This window comes from Curtobacterium sp. MCBD17_008, from assembly GCF_003234475.1.
GTDB lineage: Bacteria > Actinomycetota > Actinomycetes > Actinomycetales > Microbacteriaceae > Curtobacterium.
This window is the reverse complement of sequence record NZ_QKTK01000004.1, coordinates 1-24,491: the sequence shown is the minus strand read 5'-3', so window position 1 is coordinate 24,491 and position 24,491 is coordinate 1. Positions and strand designations below refer to the sequence as shown.

Annotated in this window: 23 protein-coding genes; 15 read left to right on the top strand and 8 right to left on the bottom strand. The window is 72.0% G+C overall.

Annotation, left to right across the window (positions count from 1 at the left end; translation table 11 throughout):
• Positions 1-149 precede the first annotated feature (149 nt).
• The 6 genes from DEI95_RS05280 (at position 150) to DEI95_RS05255 (ending at position 7,381) form a co-directional block, all read left to right on the top strand.
• Entirely contained in the window at positions 150-1,946 is a 1,797-nt protein-coding gene (locus DEI95_RS05280; protein ID WP_110891196.1) for a peptide ABC transporter substrate-binding protein, read from the top strand.
• 94 nt (positions 1,947-2,040) lie between these two features.
• The gene (locus DEI95_RS05275) at positions 2,041-3,000 is read left to right on the top strand and encodes an ABC transporter permease (protein ID WP_110825622.1); all 960 of its coding nucleotides are present in this window, start codon (positions 2,041-2,043) and stop codon (positions 2,998-3,000) included.
• The gene (locus tag DEI95_RS05270) at positions 2,997-3,893 is read left to right on the top strand and encodes an ABC transporter permease (protein ID WP_110825621.1); all 897 of its coding nucleotides are present in this window, start codon (positions 2,997-2,999) and stop codon (positions 3,891-3,893) included. The genes DEI95_RS05275 and DEI95_RS05270 overlap by 4 nt, the downstream gene beginning before the upstream one ends.
• A complete protein-coding gene (locus DEI95_RS05265; protein WP_111059616.1) occupies positions 3,890-5,635 on the top strand; it encodes an ABC transporter ATP-binding protein in 1,746 nt (581 codons plus the stop codon). The genes DEI95_RS05270 and DEI95_RS05265 overlap by 4 nt, the downstream gene beginning before the upstream one ends.
• Positions 5,632-6,549: an ROK family protein gene (locus DEI95_RS05260; RefSeq protein ID WP_111059615.1), complete on the top strand. Its 918-nt coding sequence runs from the start codon at positions 5,632-5,634 to the stop codon at positions 6,547-6,549. Before DEI95_RS05265 ends, DEI95_RS05260 begins: the two co-directional genes overlap by 4 nt.
• Before the next feature lie 106 nt (positions 6,550-6,655).
• Positions 6,656-7,381 (top strand): phosphatase PAP2 family protein, encoded by a 726-nt coding sequence (locus tag DEI95_RS05255; protein WP_111059614.1) that lies wholly within the window; start codon positions 6,656-6,658, stop codon positions 7,379-7,381.
• Here DEI95_RS05255 and DEI95_RS05250 read toward each other — a convergent pair.
• Complete coding sequence (locus DEI95_RS05250; protein WP_111059613.1) at positions 7,362-7,820, bottom strand: iron chaperone; 459 nt, start codon at positions 7,818-7,820, stop codon at positions 7,362-7,364. The genes DEI95_RS05255 and DEI95_RS05250 overlap by 20 nt on opposite strands.
• A 54-nt stretch (positions 7,821-7,874) precedes the next feature.
• Here DEI95_RS05250 and mgrA point away from each other — a divergent pair, with 54 nt between their 5' ends.
• From mgrA to DEI95_RS05235, 3 genes are all read left to right on the top strand, one after another.
• A complete protein-coding gene (gene mgrA, locus DEI95_RS05245; protein ID WP_110825616.1) occupies positions 7,875-8,918 on the top strand; it encodes an L-glyceraldehyde 3-phosphate reductase in 1,044 nt (347 codons plus the stop codon).
• 110 nt (positions 8,919-9,028) lie between these two features.
• Positions 9,029-10,207, top strand: coding sequence for a Fic family protein (locus DEI95_RS05240; RefSeq protein WP_111059612.1), 1,179 nt, complete (start codon positions 9,029-9,031; stop codon positions 10,205-10,207).
• Positions 10,208-10,390: 183 nt separating this feature from the next.
• Positions 10,391-11,614, top strand: coding sequence for an MFS transporter (locus tag DEI95_RS05235; protein WP_220036622.1), 1,224 nt, complete (start codon positions 10,391-10,393; stop codon positions 11,612-11,614).
• 28 nt (positions 11,615-11,642) lie between these two features.
• Here DEI95_RS05235 and DEI95_RS05230 read toward each other — a convergent pair whose 3' ends face one another.
• Positions 11,643-12,260: a hypothetical protein gene (locus tag DEI95_RS05230; protein ID WP_111059610.1), complete on the bottom strand. Its 618-nt coding sequence runs from the start codon at positions 12,258-12,260 to the stop codon at positions 11,643-11,645.
• A 196-nt stretch (positions 12,261-12,456) separates the two neighbouring features.
• On the opposite strand from DEI95_RS05230, the gene DEI95_RS05225 reads away from it, so the two are divergent.
• Both DEI95_RS05225 and DEI95_RS05220 read left to right on the top strand, forming a co-directional pair.
• A complete protein-coding gene (locus DEI95_RS05225) occupies positions 12,457-12,897 on the top strand; it encodes a hypothetical protein (protein WP_111059609.1) in 441 nt (146 codons plus the stop codon).
• 189 nt (positions 12,898-13,086) lie between these two features.
• Positions 13,087-14,175 (top strand): glycoside hydrolase family 26 protein, encoded by a 1,089-nt coding sequence (locus tag DEI95_RS05220; RefSeq protein ID WP_258367471.1) that lies wholly within the window; start codon positions 13,087-13,089, stop codon positions 14,173-14,175.
• 126 nt (positions 14,176-14,301) lie between these two features.
• Here DEI95_RS05220 and mnhG read toward each other — a convergent pair whose 3' ends face one another.
• The 6 genes from mnhG to DEI95_RS05190 are packed head-to-tail and all read right to left on the bottom strand — an operon-like array spanning position 14,302 to position 20,737.
• Positions 14,302-14,667, bottom strand: a complete 366-nt coding sequence (gene mnhG, locus DEI95_RS05215) for a monovalent cation/H(+) antiporter subunit G (protein ID WP_110825610.1) — start codon at positions 14,665-14,667, stop codon at positions 14,302-14,304.
• Positions 14,664-15,077, bottom strand: a complete 414-nt coding sequence (locus DEI95_RS05210; RefSeq protein WP_111059607.1) for a hypothetical protein — start codon at positions 15,075-15,077, stop codon at positions 14,664-14,666. The genes mnhG and DEI95_RS05210 overlap by 4 nt, the downstream gene beginning before the upstream one ends.
• The gene (locus tag DEI95_RS05205) at positions 15,074-15,655 is read right to left on the bottom strand and encodes a Na+/H+ antiporter subunit E (protein WP_111059606.1); all 582 of its coding nucleotides are present in this window, start codon (positions 15,653-15,655) and stop codon (positions 15,074-15,076) included. The genes DEI95_RS05210 and DEI95_RS05205 overlap by 4 nt, the downstream gene beginning before the upstream one ends.
• Positions 15,652-17,385: a Na+/H+ antiporter subunit D gene (locus tag DEI95_RS05200; protein ID WP_111059605.1), complete on the bottom strand. Its 1,734-nt coding sequence runs from the start codon at positions 17,383-17,385 to the stop codon at positions 15,652-15,654. The genes DEI95_RS05205 and DEI95_RS05200 overlap by 4 nt, the downstream gene beginning before the upstream one ends.
• The gene (locus tag DEI95_RS05195; protein ID WP_111059604.1) at positions 17,382-17,867 is read right to left on the bottom strand and encodes a Na(+)/H(+) antiporter subunit C; all 486 of its coding nucleotides are present in this window, start codon (positions 17,865-17,867) and stop codon (positions 17,382-17,384) included. The genes DEI95_RS05200 and DEI95_RS05195 overlap by 4 nt, the downstream gene beginning before the upstream one ends.
• Positions 17,864-20,737, bottom strand: a complete 2,874-nt coding sequence (locus tag DEI95_RS05190) for a Na+/H+ antiporter subunit A (protein WP_111059603.1) — start codon at positions 20,735-20,737, stop codon at positions 17,864-17,866. The genes DEI95_RS05195 and DEI95_RS05190 overlap by 4 nt, the downstream gene beginning before the upstream one ends.
• Before the next feature lie 215 nt (positions 20,738-20,952).
• On the opposite strand from DEI95_RS05190, the gene DEI95_RS05185 reads away from it, so the two are divergent.
• From DEI95_RS05185 to DEI95_RS05170, 4 genes are all read left to right on the top strand, one after another.
• Positions 20,953-21,573: a DedA family protein gene (locus DEI95_RS05185; protein ID WP_181419504.1), complete on the top strand. Its 621-nt coding sequence runs from the start codon at positions 20,953-20,955 to the stop codon at positions 21,571-21,573.
• A 94-nt stretch (positions 21,574-21,667) separates the two neighbouring features.
• The gene (locus DEI95_RS05180) at positions 21,668-22,573 is read left to right on the top strand and encodes an SMP-30/gluconolactonase/LRE family protein (RefSeq protein WP_258367470.1); all 906 of its coding nucleotides are present in this window, start codon (positions 21,668-21,670) and stop codon (positions 22,571-22,573) included.
• A 17-nt stretch (positions 22,574-22,590) separates the two neighbouring features.
• Complete coding sequence (rlmC, locus tag DEI95_RS05175) at positions 22,591-23,742, top strand: 23S rRNA (uracil(747)-C(5))-methyltransferase RlmC (RefSeq protein WP_111059601.1); 1,152 nt, start codon at positions 22,591-22,593, stop codon at positions 23,740-23,742.
• A gap of 338 nt (positions 23,743-24,080) precedes the next feature.
• On the top strand, positions 24,081-24,491 hold a 411-nt coding region (locus DEI95_RS05170; protein WP_146243600.1), incomplete at its 3' end, for a transglycosylase family protein.

Sequence of the window (24,491 nt, the reverse complement as noted above, 5' to 3'; positions counted from 1 at the left end):
CGACCCGCCCGAGCCTACGGGGCGGACGGGTCGATCGACGCTTTCCGTCGATCCGCAGAAACACACTATTTACACGGGAACGTTTGTTTTTCCAACGACTTCGGCCATTGACTGTGCGGACCACGCCGACCCTCGCTCAAGGAGTCCACATGACCAAGCCCCGTCGCTGGGCCCTCTTCACCGGAGCCGCGCTCGCGGTGAGTGCACTGCTCGCCGGGTGTTCTGGAGGCGGTTCCGCCACCACCGGCACGAAGTCCGACGAGATCAACTACGCGTTGCCGGCGAACTTCACGCCGAACTGGATCCTGCCGATCGGCACCGCGGCGCACCTCAACACGAACAACGGCTCGATCGCGCAGTCGCTGTACGAGCGCTTGATCGCCTACGACGGGTCCACGGGCAAGATCGCGTGGAACAAGGCCGGGTCCGTCGCGACCGATGCCGACTTCGCCGACGACGGCAAGAGCGTCACGATCACGCTGGGGGACCGGCACTGGTCCGACGGCGAGGCGATCACGAGCCGCGACGTCGAGTTCTGGTTCAACCTCATCAAGGCGAACGCGCAGGACTGGGGCTCCTACTCCGAGGGCAAGGCCCCGGACAACTGGAGCTCGTTCACGACGGTCGACGACACGCACTTCACCATCGCGTTCGACCAGGCGTACAACCAGGACTGGATGCTCGCCAACCAGCTGAGCTACATCATCCCGCTGCCGCAGCACGCCTGGGACAAGACGAGCGCCTCGGCCGAGGTGACCGACGCCGACCGCACCCCGGCCGGCGCCAAGCAGGTGTGGAAGTACCTCAACACCGCCGCCGGCAAGATCGCCGACTACGACTCCGACCCACTGTGGAAGACGATCTCCGGCCCGTACGGCTTGTCGTCCTTCACGACCGCGGGGAAGGTCCAGCTCACCGCGAACGGCAAGTACGACGGTGGCGAGAAGGCGTCCATCACGACGGTCAACCTGCTGCCGTTCACCACCGCCGACGCCGAGACGAACGCGCTGCGCTCCGGAGCGGTCGACTACGGCTACATCAACGCCACCGACCTCGACCAGGAGGACTCCTTCACGGCGAAGGGCTACGAGGTCGACCCGTGGACCGGTTGGGCGATCACGTACATGCCGTACAACTTCAACAACCCGGACATGGGCGCCGTCTTCAAGCAGCTGTACGCCCGCCAGGCCGTGCAGATGTCGATCGACCAGGAAGCGCTGTCGAAGGTCGTCTTCAACGGCACCGCCACCTCGACGTACGGTCCGATCCCGCAGGCACAGGAGTCGGACTACGTCTCCGACGTGCAGGAGGACAACCCGTACCCGTTCAGCACGAAGAAGGCCAAGGCCTTGCTCACCAGCCACGGGTGGACCGCGAAGGGCGGCACCATGGTGTGCACCGACGCCGGCAGCGGCGCGGACCAGTGCGGCGAGGGCGTGGCCGAGGGCACGGAGTTCACGATGCAGGTGCTGTCGCAGTCCGGCTCCACCGTCACCGACAACATGATGAGCGCCGTCCAGTCGTCGCTCGCGAAGACCGGCATCGGCTTCACGATCAAGACCGCGCCGGTGTCGAGCGTCCTCTCGCAGACCCCGACCTGCACGTCGGACGAGGACAGCTGCGACTGGGACCTGTCGTTCTTCGGCACCGCGGGCAGCTGGTACTTCCCGGCGTACCCGACCGGTGAGTCGCTCTTCTCGACCGGTGGTTCGGCGAACTTCGGCAGCTACTCGAACGAGGAGGTCGACGCGCTCATCGACGCGACCACCACCTCGACCGACACGAGCGCCGTGCAGGACTACAGCGCCGCGGTCGCGAAGGACCTGCCGGTGATCTGGCTGCCGAGCCCGGACTACCAGATCTCCGTCAAGAAGAGCGGCCTGACCGGGTTCGACCAGGACTCGCTCGCGAACTTCCACCCCGCCCAGTGGAAGTGGAGCAAGTGAGCCGCTGACGCGGCCACTCCGGGAGGCTCGGTGCGCGCCCGTCGCGCACCGAGCCTCCCGGGTCCTCACCATCCACCCCGACGACGGAAGCAGCATGACCACTGCCCTCTACCTCACCCGCCGCGTCCTCCAGGCGCTCGCGGTGGTGCTCATCGTCACGATCGTCGTGTTCTGCCTGCTGCACGCGCTGCCCGGCGGACCCGCCCGCGGCGTGCTCGGCGTCGCGGCCACCCCCGCGCAGATCGCCGCGTTCAACCAGGCGCAGGGACTCGACCAGGCGCTCCCCGTGCAGTACCTCCGCTTCCTCGGGCGGCTGCTCACCGGCGACCTCGGCACCTCGTACACGCTCAACGAACCGGTGTCGCAGCTCATCCAGGAGCGCATCCCGAAGACCCTCGTACTGACCGGCCTGTCGGCGGTGCTCGGGCTCGTCGTCGCCATCCCGGTCGGCATGTGGCAGGCAGCCCGACGCAACGGTGCGATCGACTACGCCGCCACCGCACTCGCCTTCGTGTTCTACTCGACGCCCGCGTTCTTCCTCGGGCTCGTGCTCATCGTCGTGTTCAGCCAGCAGCTGCCGTGGCTGCCGTCCCAGGCGCCGAGCGGCACGACCCTCGCCGAGGTGTTCCAGCAGCCGGCCGGACTCGTCCTGCCCGTGCTCACCGGCGCCCTCGCGATGATCGCCGTCTTCAGCCGGTACATGCGAGCCGCGACGCTGGAGAACCTGCAGGAGGACTACGTCCGCACCGCGCGCGCCGGAGGCTCGTCGACGGCGACGATCCTGCGGCGGCACGTGTTCCGGAACTCGCTGACCCCCGTGGTCGCGATGCTCGGCTACTACCTGCCGGTGCTGTTCGGCGGCGCGCTCGTCACCGAACAGCTGTTCAACTACCCCGGCATGGGGCTGCTGTTCTGGAACGCCGCCCAGACCTCGGACTACCCGACCCTGCTCGGCTGCGTCCTCGTGATCTCCGTCGCGACCGTCATCGGCACGCTGCTCGCGGACGTCGCCCAGTCCCTCATCGACCCCCGTGTGAAGGCAGGCCGCGCATGACCACCGTCCAGCTCGCGCCCGAGACCCCCGGCGCCCCCGTCACGGCCGCCGCCACCGGCTTCCGGCTCGCCGCGCGCCGGTTCCGCCACAACACCCTCGCCGTGATCGGCCTGGTCGTGCTCGTCCTCATCGTGCTGTTCTGCTTCGTCGGGCCGTTCCTGTACCCGACCGACCAGACCCACACGATGCTCGAACAGGCGAACCAGCGCCCGGGCGGCGGCCACCTGCTCGGCACCGACGCCGTCGGGCACGACGTGCTCGGCCGGCTGATGTACGGGGGCAAGGTGTCGCTGCTCGTCGGCATCGCCGCGGGTCTCCTGGCGACGGTCGTCGGCACGCTCTGGGGCTCGGTCGCCGGGTACGTCGGCGGCTGGGTCGACGCGACGATGATGCGCGTGGTCGACGCCGGCATCGCGATCCCGGCCCTGTTCATCCTCCTCGTCATCTCGGCGATCACGACCCCCGGCGTGTGGGGGCTCGTCGTGATCCTCGGGTTCGTGTCCTGGCTCGTGCCCTCCCGGCTCATCCGTGCCGAGACGCTGACGCTGAAGAACCGCGACTTCGTGCTCACCCTCCGCGCGATCGGCGGCTCGCACGCCCGCGCGATCGGTCGGCACCTGCTGCCGAACTCGGTCTCGACGATCGTCGTGGCCGCGACCTTCCAGGTGGCGGACGCGATCCTCCTGGTCGCCTACGTCTCCTACCTGGGGCTCGGCGTGCAGCCGCCGGCCACGGACTGGGGCGGCATGCTCTCGGCGGGCCTCACCGCCGCCTACTCCGGTCGCTGGTGGCTCATCGTGCCGCCGGGACTCGCCGTGATCCTCGTCGTCTGCGCCCTGAACGCGGTCGGCGACGGACTCCGGGACGCATTCGACGTGAAGGGCCGCGGATGACCGCCACCGAACCGATCCTGGCCGTCGAGGACCTCGGCGTGCACTTCCGCACCGAGTCCGGTGACGTGCACGCCGTGCAGGGCGTGTCCCTGACCGTGGCACCCGGCGAGACCCTCGCGCTCGTCGGCGAGTCCGGCTCCGGCAAGTCCACCGTGGCGCTCGCCGCGATGGGGCTGCTCTCCGGCAACGCGACCGTCACCGGCAGCGCCGTCGTCGACGGGCACCAGGTCGTCGGCGCCGCCGAGACGGCCCTCCGCGGGCTGCGGGGGAAGACCGTCTCGATGGTGTTCCAGGAGCCCGCGACCGCACTCGACCCGCTCACCCGGGTGGGCGCGCAGATCGCCGAGGTCATCCGGAACCACCGGCAGGTCTCCGCGCAGGACGCCGCCCGCCAGGCCGTCGACCTGCTCCGCCGCGTCGGCATCCCGTCGCCGGAGGAACGCGCGAAGGCCTTCCCGTTCCAGCTCTCCGGCGGGCAGCGGCAGCGCGTCGTCATCGCGATGGCGATCGCGAACGAGCCGGCGCTCCTCATCGCCGACGAGCCGACCACCGCGCTCGACGTCACGGTGCAGGCCGAGATCCTGGAACTCCTCCGGGCGCTCGCCGCCGACACCGGCACCGGCGTGCTCCTCGTCACCCACAACATGGGCGTCGTCGCCGACTTCGCCGACCGGGTCGCGGTGATGCTGCGGGGACGGATCGTCGAGACCGGCGGCGTCGAGGACGTGCTCCTCCGCCCGCAGCACGAGTACACCGAGCGGCTGCTCGCCGCGGTGCCGCGGCTCGAGACGGCGGCGTCGGCGCAGGACGCCGCCGGGTCGTCCACACGCCGCCGAGAACCGCGGCGCGCCGAGGTCACCGAGGCGTCTCGCGTGCCCGACGCTGCCCCGCCAACGGACGGGAGGCCCGACCGCACCCCGGTGGTCGACCTGCGCGACGTGTCGGTCACCTTCGGCCGCGGCGCCCGCGCCGTGCACGCCCTCCGCGGCATCGACGTCGAGGTCCACGCGGGGGAGACCGTCGGTCTGGTCGGCGAGTCCGGCTCCGGCAAGTCGACCGCGGCCCGCGTCGCCCTCGGCCTCGTCCGACCCACCGCCGGCAGCGTCCGGCTGTTCGGGTCCGACCTCCGCCGCACCCGGGGCCGCGACCGCCGCGCGCTCCGGTCCGGCATCGGGGTCGTCCTGCAGGACCCGGTCGCCTCGCTCGACCCGCGCATGTCCGTCGCCGACTGCATCGCCGAACCACTCGCCGTCCATCGCCGCGGGACGTCCTCGGCCGACCGACGCCGCCGGGTGGACGAGGTGCTCGACGCCGTCCGGCTGCCGCGCTCCCTCGCGACACGGGCCCCGCGGGAGCTCTCCGGCGGGCAACGTCAGCGGGTCAGCCTCGCCCGGGCGCTCGTGCTCGACCCACGGCTGCTCGTCGCCGACGAACCGACCAGTGCGCTCGACGTCAGCGTGCAGGAGGCCGTGCTCGAGGTCCTCACCGAGCTGCAGGGCGACCTCGGCTTCGCGTGCCTGTTCGTCTCGCACGACCTCGCCGTCGTGCAGCAGTTCGCCGAGCGCGTCGTCGTGATGCGGGCCGGTGCCGTGGAGGAACAGGGGCCCACCACGTCGACGCTCCTGCACCCGACCACCGACTACACGCGACGGTTGCTCGCCGCGGTGCCCGTCCCCGACCCGGTGGTGCAACGGCAGCGCCGGGCCGAGCGCCTGGCCTCCCTCGCTGCGGTGGCACCGTGACGGGCGCGGTCCTCGCCGGCATCGACGTCGGCGGGACGAACACGAAGGTGCTCCTCGCCACCCCCGACCTCGGGGTCCTCGACCGCATCGACCTGCCGACCCCCGCGCACGACGGTGGGGACGCGATCCTCGACGCGGCCGAGGCGGCGGTGCGGTCCCTGCTCGACCGGCACCGGGCCTCCTTGGCGGGGGTCGGGGTGGGCGCCGCCGGTGTCGTCGATCCGACCACGGGCACCGTGCTCGTGACCGCGAACTCGTTCACCGGTTGGGCCGGTTACGGCGTCACCGCCGCCGTCGCCGCACGGCTCGGGGTCCCGGCGACCCTCGACAACGACGTGAACGCGTTCCTGCTCGGCGAGGTCGCCGCGGGGGCGGTCGCCGGGGAGCCCGACGTCCTCGGCATGACGCTCGGCACCGGGGTGGGCGGCGCGCTCGTCCTGGGTGGGACGCTGTTCGGCGGACCGCACGGCGCCGCGGGGGAGATCGGCCACGTCCCCGGCTTCGGTGACACCGTCTGCACCTGCGGGGCGCGCGGGCACCTCGAGACCGTCGCCGGTGCCCGGGGCATCGCCGACCGGTACGCCGAGCGCACCGGTCGCCGGATCGGGACGCACGAGGTCGCCACGGCGGCGCGCACGGGTGACCGGGACGCGCAGGACGTGTTCGCGACCGCGGGGTGGGGCATCGCCCGGGCCGTGCTGCTCACCGTCGGCATCCTCGACGTGACGACCGTCGTCATCGGCGGCGGGGTCGCCCGGTCGTGGGACCTCCTCGAACCGGCCGTCACGGCGGCGCTCGCGGCCGAGCCCCCGGTCAGCGGGGCGGCGATCCGCGTGGAGCAGTCGGTGCTCGGGGCGGACGCGGTGGCACTCGGGGCAGCGGCGCAGGTGCGGCGGCTCGTGCTCGGGGGCTGACGCCTCAGCGCGGTGTCACGCCCGGACGGTGCGGGCTGAGCGCTCTCTGATCTCCGCCCGCTGGTCTCCCGGCTCGGCCCGGTCGGTCGACTGGGAGCATGGCCGGATGACCGATGCGCCGCTCGTGACGCCTGCCCGCCGGAAGCCCGCGCAGCGCGGCATCCTCGTCCCGACGCCCCATCCGCTCAGCACCATCGCGATCGCGGTCGGCGCGGTGGTCCTCATCACGATCGTCGGCTTCGTGCTCGGGGACGTCGACCTCGGGCTCGCGCGGGCGCTCAACGCGCTGCACGTCGGTGCGCTCGGGGCGGTCACGACGGCGGTCTACCACGTCATCAGCCCGGTGCCGGCGATCGGCATCACGATCGTGGTCACGGGCGTCGTCTGGCTCGTCCGTCGGGACGTGCGGCCGGCGGCGGGGTTCGCGGGGACGGTGGCGATCACCTGGGTGCCGTCCGACCTCGTGAAGGAGTTCGTGCAGCGGCCCCGTCCTGACACGTCCGCGCTCCCGCACCCCTTCGCGACGCAGCCGGACCCCTCGTACCCGAGCGGGCACACCGTCTTCGTCGTCGCGTTCGTGATCGCCCTGGCGTGGGTGCTCCGGGACACGCGGTGGCACCGACTCGCGGTGGTGCTCGGCTCGGTCGTCGTCATCGTGGTCGTGCTCGCGCTCACGATCGACGCGGTGCACTTCCCGACGGACACGGTCGCCTCGGTGCTGTGGGCGCTCGCCGTGGCACCGGCGGCACGGCTCGTCTGGGCGGACTGGGCGATGCCGCGGATCCCGGTGCTCCGCCGGGCCGAGTACGGGCTCAGCCGACCGCGCGCCTGATGAGCTCGGCGACGGTCCGCTCGTCGTCGAGCGAGAACTCCGGCGTCACCGCGAACGACGTCGGCCAGAACGACCCGTCGTCGAGCGCCGCCGCGTCCTGGAACCCGAGGGTGGAGTACCGCGCCCCGAACTTCGCAGCGTCCTGGAAGAAGAAGACCACCGAGCCGTCCTTCGCGTAGGCCGGCATCCCGTACCAGAGCTTCGGCGCGAGGTCCGGAGCGACCTCGAGCGCGATCCGGTGGATCCGCTCCGCCAGGCCGCGGTCCGGCTCGGGCATCGCGGCGATCTTGTCGAGCACGGCCTGCGCGTCGAGGGCGGCCTTCTCGGCCTTGGAGGTCCCGCGCTTGCGACTGGCCTTCACCTCGGCCGCGTGCTCGCGCATCGCGGCGCGCTCCTCCTCGGTGAAGGTGCTGTCCGAGGTCTCGTCGCGTGCTGCCATGGCGGGTCCCTTCGTCGGTGGGCATCACGGTAGCGCCGTGGCAGGCTCGGGTCCATGACCTACATCGCTGCCGACGACCGCTACGACTCGATGACGTACCGCCGCACCGGCCACTCCGGCCTCGACCTGCCGCTGCTGAGCCTCGGCTACTGGCACAACTTCGGCGACGACGTGCCCTTCGAGACGCAGCGCGCCGTCAGCCGCCGGGCGTTCGACCTCGGCATCACCCACCACGACCTCGCGAACAACTACGGCCCGCCGTACGGTGCCGCGGAGGTCAACTTCGGCCGGCTCATGCGCGAGGACTTCGCCCCGTACCGCGACGAGATGGTGATCTCGACGAAGGCCGGCTGGGACATGTGGCCCGGCCCGTACGGCCAGGGTGGCGGTTCCCGCAAGTACGTGCTCGCCTCGCTCGACCAGTCGCTGCGCCGGACCGGCCTCGACTACGTCGACGTCTTCTACTCGCACCGGCTCGACGCGTCCACGCCGCTCGAGGAGACGATGGGCGCCCTGCACACCGCCGTCCAGCAGGGCAAGGCGCTCTACGTCGGCATCTCCTCGTACGACGCCGACCGCACCCGCCAGGCCGCCGCGATCCTCCGGGACCTCGGCACGCCGCTGCTCATCCACCAGCCCTCGTACTCGATGCTCAACCGCTGGATCGAGACCGAGGGACTGCTCGACGCCGCCGGGGAACTCGGCTTCGGCGTGATCGGGTTCACCGCCCTCGCGCAGGGGCTCCTCACCGGCAAGTACCTGAACGGCGTGCCCGACGGCAGCCGGGCCGCAGCGGGGAAGTCGCTCGACCCGTCGACGATCACCCCGGAGGTCGTCGAGCACCTGAACGCGTTGAACGCCGTCGCGGAGGCGCGTGGGCAGAGCATGGCGCAGCTCGCGCTCGCCTGGGCCCTCCGTGACGAGCGCGTGACCTCGCTCGTCATCGGGGCGTCGCGCGTCGAGCAGCTCGAGGACAACGTCGCGGCGCTCGCGAACACGACGTTCTCCGACGAGGAGCTCCGCACCATCGACGAGCACACCGTCGGCATCGCCGACGTCGACCTGTGGGCGGGTGCCCGCGCCGGCGAGGTCTCCTGATCCGACGCGGGCCGTCCCGCCCGGTGCCGAAGTGTCACCAGCGCGCCCCGAGTTCGACACTTGGTAGTCTAAGTGTCAACGATAAGGCGTCAGGGTGACAGGAGGTCGGCATGGGATGGCCCGCGATCGGTTCCGAGGAACTCTGGTTCGAGTCCCGCTACGCGTCGTTCGGCATCGCCGCCAGCCGACGGTCCACCACTGGTCACCCCTACCGAGCAGCCGTCCCGCCGCTGATCGCCGACCTGGATCCGGTGGTCCCGTCCGCGACCGCAGCGATCGTCGACGAAGCGACCGAGGCACTCGTCCGCTTCGATGCGGGCCTCGGTGGCGAGATCGCGGCGTTCGCACCACTGCTGCTGCGGTCCGAGGCAGCGGCGTCCTCGCAGATCGAACACCTCACGGCGAGCGCGCGAGCGATCTTCACCGCGGAACTGGGGGACTCGTCCCGTCAGAACGCCGCGCAGATCGTCGCGAACACGCGAGCGATGCAGGCGGCACTCGAGCTGGCGGCCGACCTCACGCCGGAGACGGTCCTGGCGATGCACGCTGCGCTCCTCGAGGGCGACCCACACCACGACGCGGGCACCTGGCGGGACGAACCGGTGTGGATCGGTCGTGCGGCGGACAGCCCGCGGGGTGCCGACTTCGTGGCTCCACGCGCTGACCGCGTGCCCGGCCTCGTCGACGACGTCATGCGGTTCGCCCGCCGGTCCGACCTGCCCCGGCTCGTCCAGGTCGCCGTGACGCACGCACAGTTCGAGACGATCCACCCGTTCACGGACGGCAACGGCCGCACCGGCCGCGCGTTGATGCAGGCGATGTTCCGGGGGACCGGGCTGACCAGGAACGTCACCATCCCGGTCTCCGCCGGCCTGCTGACCGACACGGCCGGCTACCACGCGGCACTCGACGCCTACCGCGCGGGGGACGTCGCCGCGATCGTCACGGCCACCGCGGAGGCCTGCTTCCGAGCGGTGGACAACGCGACCGTCCTGGTCGCGGATGTGCACGCGGTTCGGGAGCGTTGGCGGGACACCGTCCGGTCCCGGTCGGACTCCGCCGTCTGGCGCGTCCTCGAGGTGGTCGCGCGCCAACCTGTCGTCACCGCGGCCACGCTGGGGGTGGAACTCGGACCTTCCGTGAACGTCTACCGTGCCCTCGACACGCTCACGTCGGCCGGGGTGCTGCAGGCGAAGTCGGAGTACTCACTGCGGTCGCGCGTCTACCGCAGTGACGACGTCCTCCAGGCGCTCGACGCCTTCGCGGCACGCGCCGGCCGGCGCGGCTGACCGCAGGGACCGCCGGACGGGAGGCTGGGCACCAGCCCGGAACGCGCCTCCCGTCCGGCGGGTACCCTGGACAGGCAATCCAGCAACAACCGTGTATCTACCGGACGCCGGCACCCCGGCGGACAGCGGCGGCACCCGATGGGTCCGCCTGACAGGGGCGGGCCGAGAAGGCACACCCCCACCATGCTCCAACCGCGTTCCACCAGCGCGTCCCTGATCACCCTCGCCGGGCGGTCCTACTTCCCCATCGCCTTCATCGCGCGGCTCCCGTTCGCGATGATGGTCGTCGGCGTCCTGACCCTCGTGGTCGCCGCTCGCGACTCGGTCGCCCTCGGTGGCGTCAACTCCGCGTCCGTCGGCATCGGCTCGGCGCTGTTCGGTCCGCTCGTCGGCGCCGCTGCGGACAAGTACGGCCAGCGGGCGGTGCTCGTCCCCGTCGGGCTCGCCAACGCGGTGCTGCTCGGGGCGCTCCCGTTCGTCGTGCAGAGCGCCGCGCCGGACCTCGCCGTCCTCGCGATGTCCTTCCTCATCGGTGCGAGCGCACCGCAGGTCGCGCCGATGTCGCGTACCCGGCTGGTCGCGATCATCCGCAACCGCATGGACCCGAAGCGGCACGAGCGGGTCCTCAGCGGCACGATGGCCTACGAGTCCGCGGCCGACGAGACCGTCTTCATCGTCGGGCCGTTCCTGGTCGGTGTCCTCGCGAGCGCGATCGCGCCGTGGGTCGCCGTGGCCGGGGCCTCGGTGCTGACCTTCGTCTTCGTGACGGCGTTCGCGCTGCACCCCACCGGTCGGCTCACGATCGCGCCCGCGTCCGACCCCCGTCCCGCGCCGGCCCGGGAGCTCCTCCGGCCCCGTCTGGTGGTCGTGGTCGTCGGCATCCTCGGCATCGGGTTCTTCTTCGGGTCGACCCTGACCTCGCTGACCGCGTTCATGGCCGACCACGGCGGGTCGTCGCGCGCCGGCCTGCTCTACGGGCTGATGGGCATCGGCTCGGCCGGGCTCGCGCTCGGGTCGGCGGCGTTCCCGCGGGCCTTCCGGCTCGGCTGGCGGTGGCTGGTGTTCGGCGCCGTGCTCCTGGGCTCGGCGATCGTCTTCGCGACCGCGGACTCCGTGCTCGCGGTCGGGATCGTCCTCGCGGTGATGGGCATCGGCATCGGGCCGACCCTCGTCACGCAGTACAGCCTCGGGTCCGACCGCTCGCCGGTGGGCCGCTCGGCGACGACCATGACGGTCCTCGGGTCGGCGGTCATCGTCGGGCAGTCGATCGCCTCGGCCGTGGTCGGTGAGGTCGCGGAGCGTGCCGGTACGCCCGCTGCGATGGCGTTCCCGGCGATCTCGGCGGCCGTGGTCGTGCTGGCCGCGGTGGCGAACCTGGTGCTGTCCCGTCGGGTCAGCGTGCGCTGAGCACCGGCGACGCCGCGGCCCGGGCGGCTCAGGCCGATGCCCCTGGCCGGTCCGGTCGTTCGGCGACGCGTCGCCAGGCTGGAGTCGCATCCGCGAGGTGCGGGTAGACCGCCAGCATCACCGCAGGCACGACGACCCAGGTGTCCCGGTCGGACTCACGGTACGACTGCTCGACGGCTTCCGCGTACCCGGGGGGCCCGGAAGTCGGCGGCCAGCCCTGAGCGGTACACCGGAGCCGAGCCGCGATGCCGGACTGCACGAGCTCGTCCCGGTGCGCATCGGTGAGCGGTCGGAGCGCCCCCTCGTGGACCAGCCAGTCCACGACCTCCTGCATCTGCGCGGCCGTCACCCCGTGGCCCTTCGTGTCGTCGGACATCGCGGACCGGGCTCGCTGCGGTTGGACGATCCAGGGGACGTCGAACGACAGGTCGCCCGGCGCCGCCACTCGGTGCTGCGCGGCGGCGGACTCGACGATCTCGCGGAGCAGGTACTCCTCACCCTTCGCGAAGACGCGCTGTGCCCGGCGCTCGAATCGCGGGTACGGGACTGCAGCACGTCCCGGTGCCGCCACACTCGGGACCGGGACGGCGTTCGCGGCGCGCCACCACGCTCGCAGTCGCTCACCCGCTGATCGGCGCCCGCCCATGACGGCCACCGTACCGTCGCGCCTGTCGGGAGGATGCCCCAGTGCTGGCTGCCGTCGTCACCGTCCCGCCGGGGACGATGGACTTGGTGCTGTCGCGCCGGGACAGCGTGCGCTGACCGCGGCGGGATGGGGCGCCTGCACCGGTTCTCAGCCGGTAGCCTTCCCCTCGCGGCGTGGCCGTCGCGATGATGAGCCCGTGCGTCGCATCACGGTCGTGGGTCTCGGGTCCGTCCTCGCTGTCCTGGTCGCCGCGATCGTCGTCGTGTCCGTCCCCGGGAGGTCGGGGCCGTCCGCGCCGCTCCCACTGGCCGGCGCGTCGGCGAGCACGGTGGGCCGGGCCTTCCTGGACGCCGCCGTCGGCCGCGACTGCGACGGGATGCGGGCGCTGTCGAGCCCCGACGACACGAGCTGGTGCCCTGCGAGCCTGTGGGCCCGGTGGACCGGCGAGGGCGACCCGACCATGCACTCCTGGGGAGGACTCCGGGACGTCTCGGCTCCTGCCGACGCCGATCGGTGCTTCGAGTACTCCCTCCGGGAGTCCGGGCTCGTCGGGATGGAGGCGGGGGAGACCACCTGGGGGTTCTGCGAGCGGCACACCCGGCACGGTTGGCGGATCGCGTCGGAGGGGGTCGGGTGACTCGACTCGTGATCGAGGCCTGACGGCAGGCGCCGTCGGTGGTCCGGGAGAATGATGATCGTGGTCCGCTCTTCCCGTCGTCGCCTGGTTCCCTCGGCCGCACTCATGTCCCTGACCGTCTTCGGCGCAGCGTTGCTCGCTGGATGCACCGCGGAGACACCCACGCCCACCGCTTCGACGACCTGTCGCGTGGACGCCGATGCAGACGTCGCTCCCGACGTCGGGGTCTTGTTCGGAGTGAACCCGGATTGGGGCGATCAGACCCTCGCCGAGTACGCGGGCCTGCTGGGCCACCACCCCGCGGTCGCTGTGTCGTTCGCGGACGTGCCGTTCCGCGAGGAGGACCGTCAGAACGTGCTGGCCGCTGGTGAGCAGGTGCGGGCCCAGGGCGGAACGCTCCTGTTGACGCTCGAGCCGCAGCAGGGCCTCCCTGCCGTCACGGTCGACGTGGCCGATGACGTCGCCGCGCTCGTCGAGCGGATCCAGAGCACCGGCGTGCCCGTGATCGTCCGCTTCGCCCACGAGATGAACGGCTCCTGGTACGCCTGGGGCCAGCAACCGGAGGAGTACGTCGCGACGTTCCGCCGGGTCGCTCACGCGCTGGGCAGCGGGGCGCCGGGCAGCCGGATGATGTGGGCACCGAACGAGGGTGGCGGATACCCGTTCTCCGGCGGCCCCTCCCAAGCCGTGGCCGGAACGGCGGACTTCGGTCTCCTGGACACCGACGGGGACGGCGTCCTGACGATGCACGACGACCCCTACGCGCCGTACTACCCGGGCGACGACGTGGTCGACTGGGTCGGCGTCTCCCTCTACCACTGGGGCTCAGTACCGCCCTGGGGTGAGAACGAGATGCCGGAGGAGGGGAAGTTCGCTGCCAAGCTCAGTGGCGAGTACGACGGTCTCGACGGGGACCAGAGCGCCGTGCCCGACTTCTACGGCATCTACGGCACCGAGCACGGGAAGCCCGTGGCCGTCCCTGAGACCGCGGCGCTCGTGGTTCCCCGCGGTGATGCGGCAGGCGAGGGAGCGATCAAGCAAGCGTGGTGGTCGCAGGTGTTCTCCGCCGACACCGCGGCCCGCTTCCCTGATCTCCGGATGATCAACTGGTTCGAGTGGGACAAGGACGAAGTCGAAGTCGGGCAACGAGTCGACTGGACCGTGCTGCATGACTCCGACACCCGAGACGCCTTCACCGCAGCCCTGCCCGACTGGCTCCGGTTCGGAACGGGCACGGAGGGGTGCCCAGCACCCGCGACGCCAAACGCGCACGACTGAGCCACCTCAGGCGAACTCCTCCTGGAACAAGCGCGGCGGATGGAGGACCGAGCAGTCACCGGACTTCCGGGCAGGGCACACGGATCCAGGAGCCTCACCTGGTCCGAACACCCCGTTCGCCGGCGATCAGCCCTCGGTGTCGTCGACCAGCAGCTCCTCGTGCCGGTAGTCGCCCGAACGCAGCCCGGCCCGGGCGATCATGTGCGTCGACACCGGCACGAGTGCGAGCTGGAACACCATCGCCGGCAGGACCACCCAGAGCGCCGTCCACGTCCACACGGCGACGACGACCGCCGCCAGACAGCAGGCGAGGCCGAGCACCTGCGGCTTCGACATCGCGTGCAGCCGGACCAGCGGGTCCGGGAAGCGCACGATGCCGATCGCCGCGGCCAGGGACAGCGATGCCCCGACGAGCAGCAGCGCGAGGGCGATCCAGGCGCGGATCCCGGCGTCGTCGAGGAACGCCTGGAGCATGTCCGTCATCTCGGTCATCGCTGGCCTCCTGCGGTGTGGCCGTGGTCGTCCTCGGCCGCGGCGTCGTCGGCCTGGCCGGCGACCGCCGCTTCGTCCGCTGCCTGGACGGCATGCTCCGGTGTGGTGGCGTCCATGCCCTCGTCCTCGGGGTCGGTGGAGGGCGTGACGGCCCGCGCGACGGCGACGGTCGCGAAGACACTGGTCGCGGCGATGACGACGAGCACGGGGACCGCGCTGGGGTCCTGCCGGACGACGATCGCCGCGGCGATGACGAGCAGCACGGTGGTGAGCACCATGTCCGACCCGATCATCCGGTCGAGGATCGTCGGTCCGCGCACGATCCGGCCGACCGCGAGCGCGAGGGTCGCGCCGAGCAGCAGGAGCACGAGGGCGACCCCGACGGCCATGACGACGACGGCGGCGCTCACCGGGTCACCTCCGGCAGCGGCTCGGACAGCTCGGACACGTCCTGCTGCGACCCGATCGCCCTGATGACGAGCGCCTCGATGGTCATCGCTTCTCGACGGGCGTGGTCCACCTGTCCGGTGCGCTCGGTGTCGAGCACGTGCAGCAGCAGGCGTCGGCGCCGCAGGTCCTCGTCGATGACGTAGGAACCGGGGACGAGCGAGATCGCGATCGTCGACAGCGTGAACGTCATCTCCGAGGTGGAGTGCAACTGCACGAGGACGATCGAGCTCTTCCGCACCCCTCGCGGCCGGACGGCGACCCAGGCGACCCGGAACGACGCCGCGACGACGTACCCGGCCCACACGACGAGGAACCGGAGCACGTGCAGGACGGAGAACCGTGCGGACAGCGGGACCGGTGGCAGCGGCAGCAGCTGCGTGACGAGCAGCGCGACGACGATCCCGCAGAGCAGGGTCAGCGGCGTCCAGTTGCCCCAGAGCAGCGCCCACAGCACGGTCAGGCCGGCGACCAGGGGCACGTCGTACCGCCAGGCCAGGGCCATCCGGCGTGCGTTCGTGTAGCGGCGGGCGTCGCTCATCGCTCGTCACCTCCGAGCACGGCCTGCACGTAGCGGTCCGGCGACTCGAGGGACTCGGCGGCGCGGGTCGCGTACCCGTAGAGCGGACCGGCGACGACCGTCAGGGCGACCGAGCCGAGGACGGCGACCGTCGTCACCGCGACCATCATCCGTGGGAGCGAGGACCGGGCGTGCTCGGAGGACGGGGCGTCGCCCGTGCTGTGGGCGTCGGACCGCGTCGGGTCGTCGAGGGTGCCGACCGAACCGTCCCCGGCCGGGGCGCGGACGACCGCGCCGGGCACGCCGGCGGGGGCCGTGCCTCCCGTCCGCTCGTCCGTCGCGTCCTCGGGCACGGTGACCGGGGCGGGCTCGGGTGCCCGGAGGTGCTCGTGCGGCTCGGCGACGCTGGCGTGCGGTGCGGCCGCCTCGGCGGCGGGCTTCGGCCGCCAGAAGGCGGCGTCCCAGACGCGCATCAACGCGTACAGGGTCAGGAGGCTCGTCACGACCCCGGCGCCGATGGTCACGTAGGCGAGTGGCGAACCGTCCTCGGCTGCCGCGCGGAACAGGCCGAGCTTGCCGATGAAGCCGGAGAACGGTGGGATCCCGCCCAGGTTGAACGCGGGGACGAGGTAGAGCGCCGCGAGCAGCGGGGCCGCCGTGAGGAGACCGCCGAGTGACCGCGTCGACGTCGTGCCGCCGACCCGCTCCATGAGCCCGGAGACGAGGAACAGTGTCGTCTGCACGACGATGTGGTGCACCGTGTAGAAGACCGCCGCCGCCGTACCGACCACCGACCCGAGCCCGATGCCCATCACCATGAAGCCGATGTGGCTGATCAGGGTGAACGACAGCAACCGTTTCACGTCCGTCTGCGACACCGCGCCGAGCACGCCGACGATCATCGTCAGCGTGGCGACCACGAGCAGGACCGTGTTCAGCTGGGGCCGGGGGAAGATGATCGTCTCCAGCCGGATGATCGCGTAGATGCCGACCTTCGTCAGCAGGCCCGCGAACACCGCCGTCACCGGGGCCGGGGCGGTCGGGTACGAGTCCGGCAGCCAGAACGCGAGCGGGAAGACCGCTGCCTTGATGCCGAACCCGATGAGCAGCATGGTGTGCAGCAGGAGCTGGACGTGGTCGGGCAGGTCGGCCACGCGCTCGCTGATCTGGGCGATGTTCACCGTGCCGGTCGCGCCGTAGACCAGGCCGATGGCGGCGAGGAAGATCGACGACGAGATGAGGCTCGTGATGATGTAGGTCGTGCCGGCGCGGACCCGCTGCACGCTGCCGCCGACGGTGATGAGCACGTAGCTCGCGACCAGGAGCATCTCGAACGCCACGTACAGGTTGAACAGGTCGCCGGCGATGAACGAGTCGAGGACGCCCGCCGCGAGCACGAGGTACGTCGGGTAGAAGATCGTGACCGGTGCGTCCTCGTCGTCGTCCGCCAGACCCTGGCCGATCGAGAAGAGCAGGACGACGAGCAGCACCGACGCCGACACGGTCAGGAGCAGGGCGCTCAGCCGGTCGACCACGAGCGAGATCCCGTACGGCGCCTGCCACCCGCCGACCTGCACGACGATCGTGCCGTGGCGGTCGACGAGCACCATGAGCGTGACGGCGACCGCGACGGCGATGACGAGCACCGCGACCGTGATGGCGCGCTGCAGCTGCTGGTGCCGGAGCAGCCCGAGGGCGACGGCTGCCCCGAGGAGCGGGACGAGGACGAGGAGCGGGACGAGGGCGGTCACGGGCGGGCCTGCTCTCGGTCGGTGTCGTGGGGAGCGCTGACGTGCGGGTCGTCCTCGTCCTCGGGGGCCTTCGGGTCGCGCGATGCGGCGTCGTCCTCCTCGGCGAGCTCCGGGTCGTCGTCGGCGGGGTCCTGGCGGTCCTGCCGGATCGCGACGTCGGCCTCGTCGACCTCGACCTCGTCGGCGCGGGACAGCCGCCACGAGCGGTGGATGAGCGCGAGCAGGAACGCGCTCACCGCGAAGGTGATGACGATGGCGGTCAGGGCGAAGGCCTGGGGGAGCGGGTCGGCGATGCCGTCCGCCGACTTCCCGATCGGCGGGTCGCCCGCGGCACCCGACATCGTCAGGAGCAGCAGGTTCAGCGCGTTGCCGAGCAGCAGGAACCCGAGCAGCATCCGGGTCAGGGAGCGTTCGAGGAGCAGGTAGACGCCGCACGAGAAGAGCACGGCCATCGCGATGACGAGGACGAGGGTGACGGTCATGCGTTGGTTTCCTCCATGGTGTCGGCGGCGGGTGTGCGGCGGTCCTCGATGCGCTGGCGGTCGACCTCGGCGCCGAGCGAGCGGAGGACGTCGAGCACGAGTCCGACGACGACGAGGTACACGCCGATGTCGAAGAACGTGGCGGTGACGAACTCGACGTGCCCGAGCACGGGGACGGTCGCCTCGAAGAACTCGGAGTACAGCGCCTCCTTGCCGGCGACCATCGGGACGATCGCCGTGACCGCCGCCGTGGCGACGCCGAGCCCGAGGAGTCGTCCGGCTCGGATCGGGGCCGCCGCGCCGAGTTCGGCCGGTCCGCCGGCGAGGTACCGGGCGGCCAGGGCGATGCCGGCCACCAGTCCGCCCGCGAACCCGCCACCGGCCGAGTTGTGCCCGGCGAAGAGCAGGTAGAGCGACAGCACGACGAGCCCGTGGAACAGCAGCCGGACGACGATGTCGAGCAGGGCGGAGCGGCCGGTGGGGATCGCTGCGCTCGTCGGCAGCCAGGCGCGCGGTTCCCCGTCGGCACGGTCGTCGCCGTTCGCCACCCCGGCCGGCATGTCCCGCAGGCGGGGCAGGGTGTCTTCCCGTGACTTCACGAAGATGAGGCTCGCGACCCCGGTCGCGGCGGCCACGACGACGGTGAGCTCGCCGAGCGTGTCCCATCCGCGGAGGTCGACCAGTGCGACGTTGACGACGTTGAGCCCGTGGCCGAACGAACTGGTCAGCGCGGGCAGGTCCGGCCACAGCGGTCGGGCGGTACGGGCCGAGGCGGCGACGATGACCACGGTCGCCAGGGTGACGCCGGCGAGGGCGGCGAACAGCGCCCGGAGGACCCGGAAGCGCGACGGGTTGGCGGTGCCGATCTTCGGGGGCAGGCGTCGGAGCACGAGCACGAAGGCGATGAGGGTGACGGTCTCCACCACGAGCTGCGTCAACGCGAGGTCGACGGCGCCGTGCAGCAGGAACAGGATCGACGTCCCGTACCCGGTGACCCCGACCAGCACGGCGGCGGCGAACCGGGTCTTCGCGGCGAGCACGGCCACCGCTGCGGCCGACATCACGACGGCCACCGGGAGCTGCCCCCACGTGTCGGCGAAGCGGACGTGGAACTCCCACGGGCCGCCGACGACGAGGTTCAGCAGCGCGCCGGCGACGAAGACCGACAGGATCACCGTCAGGTAGTACGGCAGCGAGCCGCGTTGCAGGCTCGCGGTGAGCCAGGTCGCGAACCGGTCGAGTGCCCGCATCAGGCGGCGGTAGGTGCCCGACGCCGAGGGGGAGCCGGCCAAGCGGTGCTGCACGGCCTCGACCCGGGCGCGGACGAGGAACAGCGCGATCCCGGCGACGAGCGTCAGCGCGGAGAGGCCGAGCGCGGGCTCGAGCCCGTGCCAGAGGGCCAGGTGCGGGACCTCGCCGGAGCCGTGCCGCGTGGTCTCGGCGGCGGACTCGAAGCCGTGCGCGACGAACGGGGTCGCGAGGCCGAGCACGAGTCCGGTGACGCCGAGCAGCGACGGGACGACCCCCATCCCGTGCAAGGCGTGCGGCTCGGTCTGCGCGACCCCGGCCTTGCGGGCGAAGGTGCCCCAGAAGAACCGGCAGGAGTACGCCACGGTCAGGGCCGAGCCGACGGTGATGCCCACGAGCGCGGTCCAGGCCCACACCGCGTCCGTGCCGTGCAGCTCCTCGACGAAGCCGGTGAGCACGGCCTCCTTCGCGACGAAGCCGACCAGCGGCGGGATCCCGGACATCGACGCGAGCGCGAGCACGGCGACCGCGGCCAGCCAGGGGAGGCGTCGGCCCAGACCGCTGAGCTTCCCGAGGTCGCGGGTGCCGGCGACGTGGTCGACCGTCCCGACGACCAGGAACAGCGTCGACTTGAAGGTGGCGTGCGCCACGAGCAGCACGATGCCGCCCACGGCGATCTCCGGCGCTCCCCACCCGGCGGCGAGCAGCAGGAAGCCGAGCTGGGCCACGGTGCCGTAGGCGAGCAGGAGCTTGAGGTCGGTCTGCCGGAGCGCCCGGTACCCGCCGACGAGCATCCCGAGCACACCGAGGACGGTGACCGTCTCACGCCAGCCGTCGAGCAGCGCGAACGCCGGGGCGAGGCGCGCGACGAGGTAGATCCCCGCCTTCACCATCGCCGCCGCGTGCAGGTATGCGCTCACCGGGGTCGGCGCGGCCATCGCGGCCGGCAGCCAGAAGTGGAACGGCACGATCGCGGACTTCGTCAGCGCGCCGACGAGCACGAGCACGACGGACACCGACACCGCGGTGCCGGTCGGGGGCGCGGCGATGATGCCGGACAGCGAGGTCGTCCCGGCGGCGACCGAGATCACCACGAGGCCCGCCAGCATCGCGAGCCCGCCCGCGGTGGTGACGACGAGCGCCTGCATGGCCGCTGCGCGACTGGCCCGCTTCACGGCGTCGTGGCCGATGAGCAGGTACGAGAAGACCGTCGTGGCCTCCCACAGGACGAACAGCACGATGACGTCGTCGGCGATCACCAGGCCGTACATCGACCCGGCGAACGCGGTCAGCACGCCCGCGAACCGACCGAGCCCGGGCTCGTCGGCGTCGAAGTACGAGGCGCAGTAGACGAGCACGAGGGCGCCGACCGCGGTGACGACCAGTGCGAGCACCCACGACAGGGCGTCCACCCGGAACGCGAGGTCCAGTGCGAGTTGCGGGATCCACCGCACCCGCTCCGTGACACCGCCGCCCAGTGCGGCAGGGGTCTGCGTCACCGTCAGGACGGCGGCGGCCGCGGGTGCGAGGGCTGCGACGAAGAAGACGCGGCGCCCGAGCAGGGGGGTGAGTGCGGGGACGACGAGTGCGATGACGCCGAACGCGATGAGGACGGTGGACAAGCGGACACCTCCTCGGGGGTCGGGCTGCAGTCCGGCTCTCTTGGTTCCTCACAGCCTACGGAGAGGCGGATGAGCAGAGCCTGTACGGGCGGACAGGATGGGCCGAGCCGGAGCAGACTGATCGCTTCCGCGCATCCGTCCGGTGCAGCCCGGCCTGCCGATCTGGGATGATCGGACGGACGGTGCCGATCTCGCGTGCCGCGGAGGGTGACCCGGTGGACGCAGCAGAACAGGTGGTGCTCCAACTCGTCGGCACCCCGTGGGCGTTCCTCGCCGTCGGTCTCGTGCTCGCCGTCGGCAGCGTCGCGGTGTTCCTGCCGAGCCAGGCGATGGTGGTGGCGATCGGCACGCTCCTGGTCGGTGGCGACGGCGGGCTCCTGCCGGTGCTCCTCCTCGTCGTCGCGGCGACGACCGGCATGGTGCTCGGTGACCTCGGGCTCTACCACCTGGCGCGCTCGGCGGACCTCGGCTCGAAGTCCTGGTTCACGCGGCCGAAGGTCAGGAAGGCGCGGGAGGCCATCGACGAGCGCTACCGGTCGGCACCCGGGCGCATCGCGGTCCTCGGCCGGTTCATCCCGATGGGCCGGCTCACCACGAACCTCGTGGGTGCCGACAGCGGGCTCGACGCCCGGCGGTTCCTGCTCGCCTGCCTGCTCGCCGACGTCGTGTGGGCCGCGTACTGTGTCGCGATCGCGGCGGCGACCGGGAGCTGGAGCCGCGATCAGCCGTTCCTCGTGACGGTGGTGGCGGTCGTGGCGTCGATCCTCCTCGGACTCGGCATCTCCGCCGTCGAGAAGGCCCTGCGCCGGCGGAGCGAAGCGGTCGCCGCGCGCTGAGTGCCCGCGGCGGCCGATCGGCCGCGACGGACTGGGTGCCGCACGGACGCGCGCCCGTAGCGTGGTGGGACCGTCCGCGTCCGGAGGAGGACCCGTGCCCGATCTGCGCACCGCCGAGCTCGTCCCCGACCCCACCGCGCTCGAGACCCTCGACACCGGCAGCACCTGGGCCGAGGGGCCGTGCTGGATCCCCGCGACCCGGACGCTCCGCTGGTCGGACATCCCCGGCGACCGGATCATGCAGTGGTCCGCGGCGGAGGGCACGGTGTCGGTGTACGCCGACGACGTGGAGTACACGAACGGCCGGACCCTCGACCGGGACGGGTCGGTGGTGCAGTGCTCGCACGGGCTGCGCCGGGTCGAGCGTGACCGGGACGGCACCGTGACCCCGATCACGTCGTCCTGGGGAGGGGTCCGCTACAACTCCCCGAACGACGTCGTCGTCACCCGGGACGGCAGCGTCTGGTTCACCGACCCCGCGTACGGCATCACCCAGCCCCGCGAGGGACACCCCGGCGTGCGGGAGTACGGCGACCACTGGGTGTTCCGCTGCGGACCCGCCGGCGAGGACCTCCGCCCGGTCGTCCTCGACGTCGACGAGCCGAACGGCCTGGCGTTCTCGCCCGACGAGCGCGTGCTGTACGTCGCGAGCTCGGACCGTGACCGGCCGGTGATCCGCGTGTACGACGTCGTGGTGGACCCGGACGCGGCCGGAGCCCCGGCCGTGCGGGTGAAGAACGGCCGCGACCTCGTGCGCTTCGCTCCGGACGAGGGCGTGCCGGACGGCATCCGCGTCGACGAAGCCGGACGGATCTGGTCGTCCTCCGCCCTCGGGGTGGTCGTCTGCTCCGCCGACGGGGTCCGGATCGGGACGGTCCCGGTCCCCGAGGTCGTGTCGAACCTCTGCTTCGGCGGCGACGACGGCCGGACCCTCTTCATCACGGCGACGACCTCGGTGCACCGAATCCGGACCACGACCCGGGACGCCGCCCGCCGCTGACGTATCCTGACCCGGCCATGCAGTGCGACTACTTCGACCGCGGGGTGTGCCGGTCGTGCACCCTCATGGGTCAGCCATACGGCGACCAGGTGCTCGACAAGGAACTCCGGACGCGGGAGCTCCTCCACGACGCGGTCGAGGCCGCCGGCGGCCCGGGAGCGGTCGAGTGGCTCCCCGCGGTCACGAGTCCGGAGTCGGGGTACCGCAACAAGGCGAAGATGGTGGTCGGCGGCTCCGTGCAGCACCCCACCGTCGGGATCCTCGACGACCGTCAGCGCGGCGTCGACCTGCGGCACTGCGGGATCTGCACGCCGGGCATCCAGCGGGCGCTCCCGGTGCTCGCCGAGTTCGTCTCGACCGCCGGGCTCATCCCGTACGACGTCCGCCAGCGCCGTGGTGAGCTGAAGTACGTGCTCGTCACCGAGTCGCCCGACGCCGAGCTCATGGTGCGCTTCGTCCTCCGCTCGGAGGGACAGCTCCCGCGCCTCCGCGACCACCTCGACGTGCTCCGACGGGTGCTGCCGCAGGCGGTCGTCGTGACCGCGAACCTCCTGCCGGAGCACAAGGCCGTCACGGAGGGGGACCGGGAGGTCGTGCTCACCGAGCAGCAGACCCTCCCGATGCGCCTCGGTTCCGTGACGATGCACCTGCGCCCGCAGAGCTTCTTCCAGACGAACACGGCCGTCGCGACGCAGCTGTACGCGCAGGCGTCCGCGTGGATCGACGAGGTCGACCCGGCGTCGATGTGGGACCTGTACTGCGGGGTCGGCGGGTTCGCCCTGCACGCGGCCCGGCCGGGTCGCGCGGTGACCGGCATCGAGACGAGCCGGGAGGCGATCGTGTCCGCCAAGCAGTCCGTCCGTGAAGCGGGTCTGGCCGACGTCCGGTTCGCCGCGGACGACGCCACGGCGCACGCCCTCCGCGCTCGTCCCGGCGCCACCCCGGAACTCGTGGTCGTGAACCCGCCCCGGCGCGGCATCGGTGCCGAGCTCGCGGGGTGGTTCGAGGCGTCGGACGTCCGGCACGTCGTGTACTCGAGCTGCAATCCGGTCACACTCGCGCGTGACCTCGCGGCGATGCCGTCGTACCGGTTGCGGCGGGCGCGCGTGCTCGACATGTTCCCGCAGACGGGGCACCTCGAGGCCGTGACGCTGCTCTCGCGGGCCTGACGGCCGGGAGGCGCGGTTCGGGTCCGTCCCGGGCCTCCCGTCCGCCTCGCACATCGTCGGGCCGGGATTGCCAGGGAACTCGGAAGGTCGTGTACCCGGGTACACCCCGATCGCCGCAGGCGCGGCGATCGTGACACCCAGGTTCCGCCGAGGGGTACATACCACTGATGGGCAGAACCATTTGTCTCGGTTTGATAACGAGCCAGAGTTTCCTATGGTGGCCGACCGTGACACCGGCGCGGAGGCTGCCCCCGGTGACGCCATCAGACTGACCGCGATCGGTCGGGGTGGGCAGCCGGCGTCGGGAACGACGAGTGCGGCCCCGGTGGAGCAACGACATGAAGAACCACACCCGAACCCGCGCCCTCGTCGGCGGACTCGCCTTCGCCGGCCTCGCCGCGACGGGCGTCGGTCTCGCGGCTGCACCGGCGAGTGCGGCCAGCGGCTCGACCTGGGACGCCCTGGCAGCATGCGAGGCCAGCGGCAACTGGGCCGCGAACACCGGCAACGGCTACTACGGCGGACTGCAGTTCACGCAGAGCACCTGGGCCGCCAACGGCGGCACCGGCAGCCCGGCCGCCGCGAGCCGCGAGACGCAGATCGCGGTGGCCGAGAACGTCCTCGCCTCCCAGGGCTGGGGCGCATGGCCGGCCTGCTCCGCGAAGCTGGGCCTGAGCGGCACCACCGGCGCCGCTCCGGCACCGGTGCCGCAGCCGGCCGCGCCGGCACCGGCCCCCGCCGCCCCGGCG

Coding starts and splice junctions, on each gene's coding strand:
- DEI95_RS05280 (WP_110891196.1), top strand. CDS start 150: ATGACCAAGCCCCGTCGCTGGGCCCTCTTCACCGGAGCCGCGCTCGCG.
- DEI95_RS05275 (WP_110825622.1), top strand. CDS start 2,041: ATGACCACTGCCCTCTACCTCACCCGCCGCGTCCTCCAGGCGCTCGCG.
- DEI95_RS05270 (WP_110825621.1), top strand. CDS start 2,997: ATGACCACCGTCCAGCTCGCGCCCGAGACCCCCGGCGCCCCCGTCACG.
- DEI95_RS05265 (WP_111059616.1), top strand. CDS start 3,890: ATGACCGCCACCGAACCGATCCTGGCCGTCGAGGACCTCGGCGTGCAC.
- DEI95_RS05255 (WP_111059614.1), top strand. CDS start 6,656: ATGACCGATGCGCCGCTCGTGACGCCTGCCCGCCGGAAGCCCGCGCAG.
- DEI95_RS05250 (WP_111059613.1), bottom strand. CDS start 7,820: ATGGCAGCACGCGACGAGACCTCGGACAGCACCTTCACCGAGGAGGAG.
- mgrA (WP_110825616.1), top strand. CDS start 7,875: ATGACCTACATCGCTGCCGACGACCGCTACGACTCGATGACGTACCGC.
- DEI95_RS05240 (WP_111059612.1), top strand. CDS start 9,029: ATGGGATGGCCCGCGATCGGTTCCGAGGAACTCTGGTTCGAGTCCCGC.
- DEI95_RS05235 (WP_220036622.1), top strand. CDS start 10,391: ATGCTCCAACCGCGTTCCACCAGCGCGTCCCTGATCACCCTCGCCGGG.
- DEI95_RS05230 (WP_111059610.1), bottom strand. CDS start 12,260: ATGGGCGGGCGCCGATCAGCGGGTGAGCGACTGCGAGCGTGGTGGCGC.
- mnhG (WP_110825610.1), bottom strand. CDS start 14,667: ATGACCGAGATGACGGACATGCTCCAGGCGTTCCTCGACGACGCCGGG.
- DEI95_RS05205 (WP_111059606.1), bottom strand. CDS start 15,655: ATGAGCGACGCCCGCCGCTACACGAACGCACGCCGGATGGCCCTGGCC.
- DEI95_RS05195 (WP_111059604.1), bottom strand. CDS start 17,867: ATGACCGTCACCCTCGTCCTCGTCATCGCGATGGCCGTGCTCTTCTCG.
- rlmC (WP_111059601.1), top strand. CDS start 22,591: ATGCAGTGCGACTACTTCGACCGCGGGGTGTGCCGGTCGTGCACCCTC.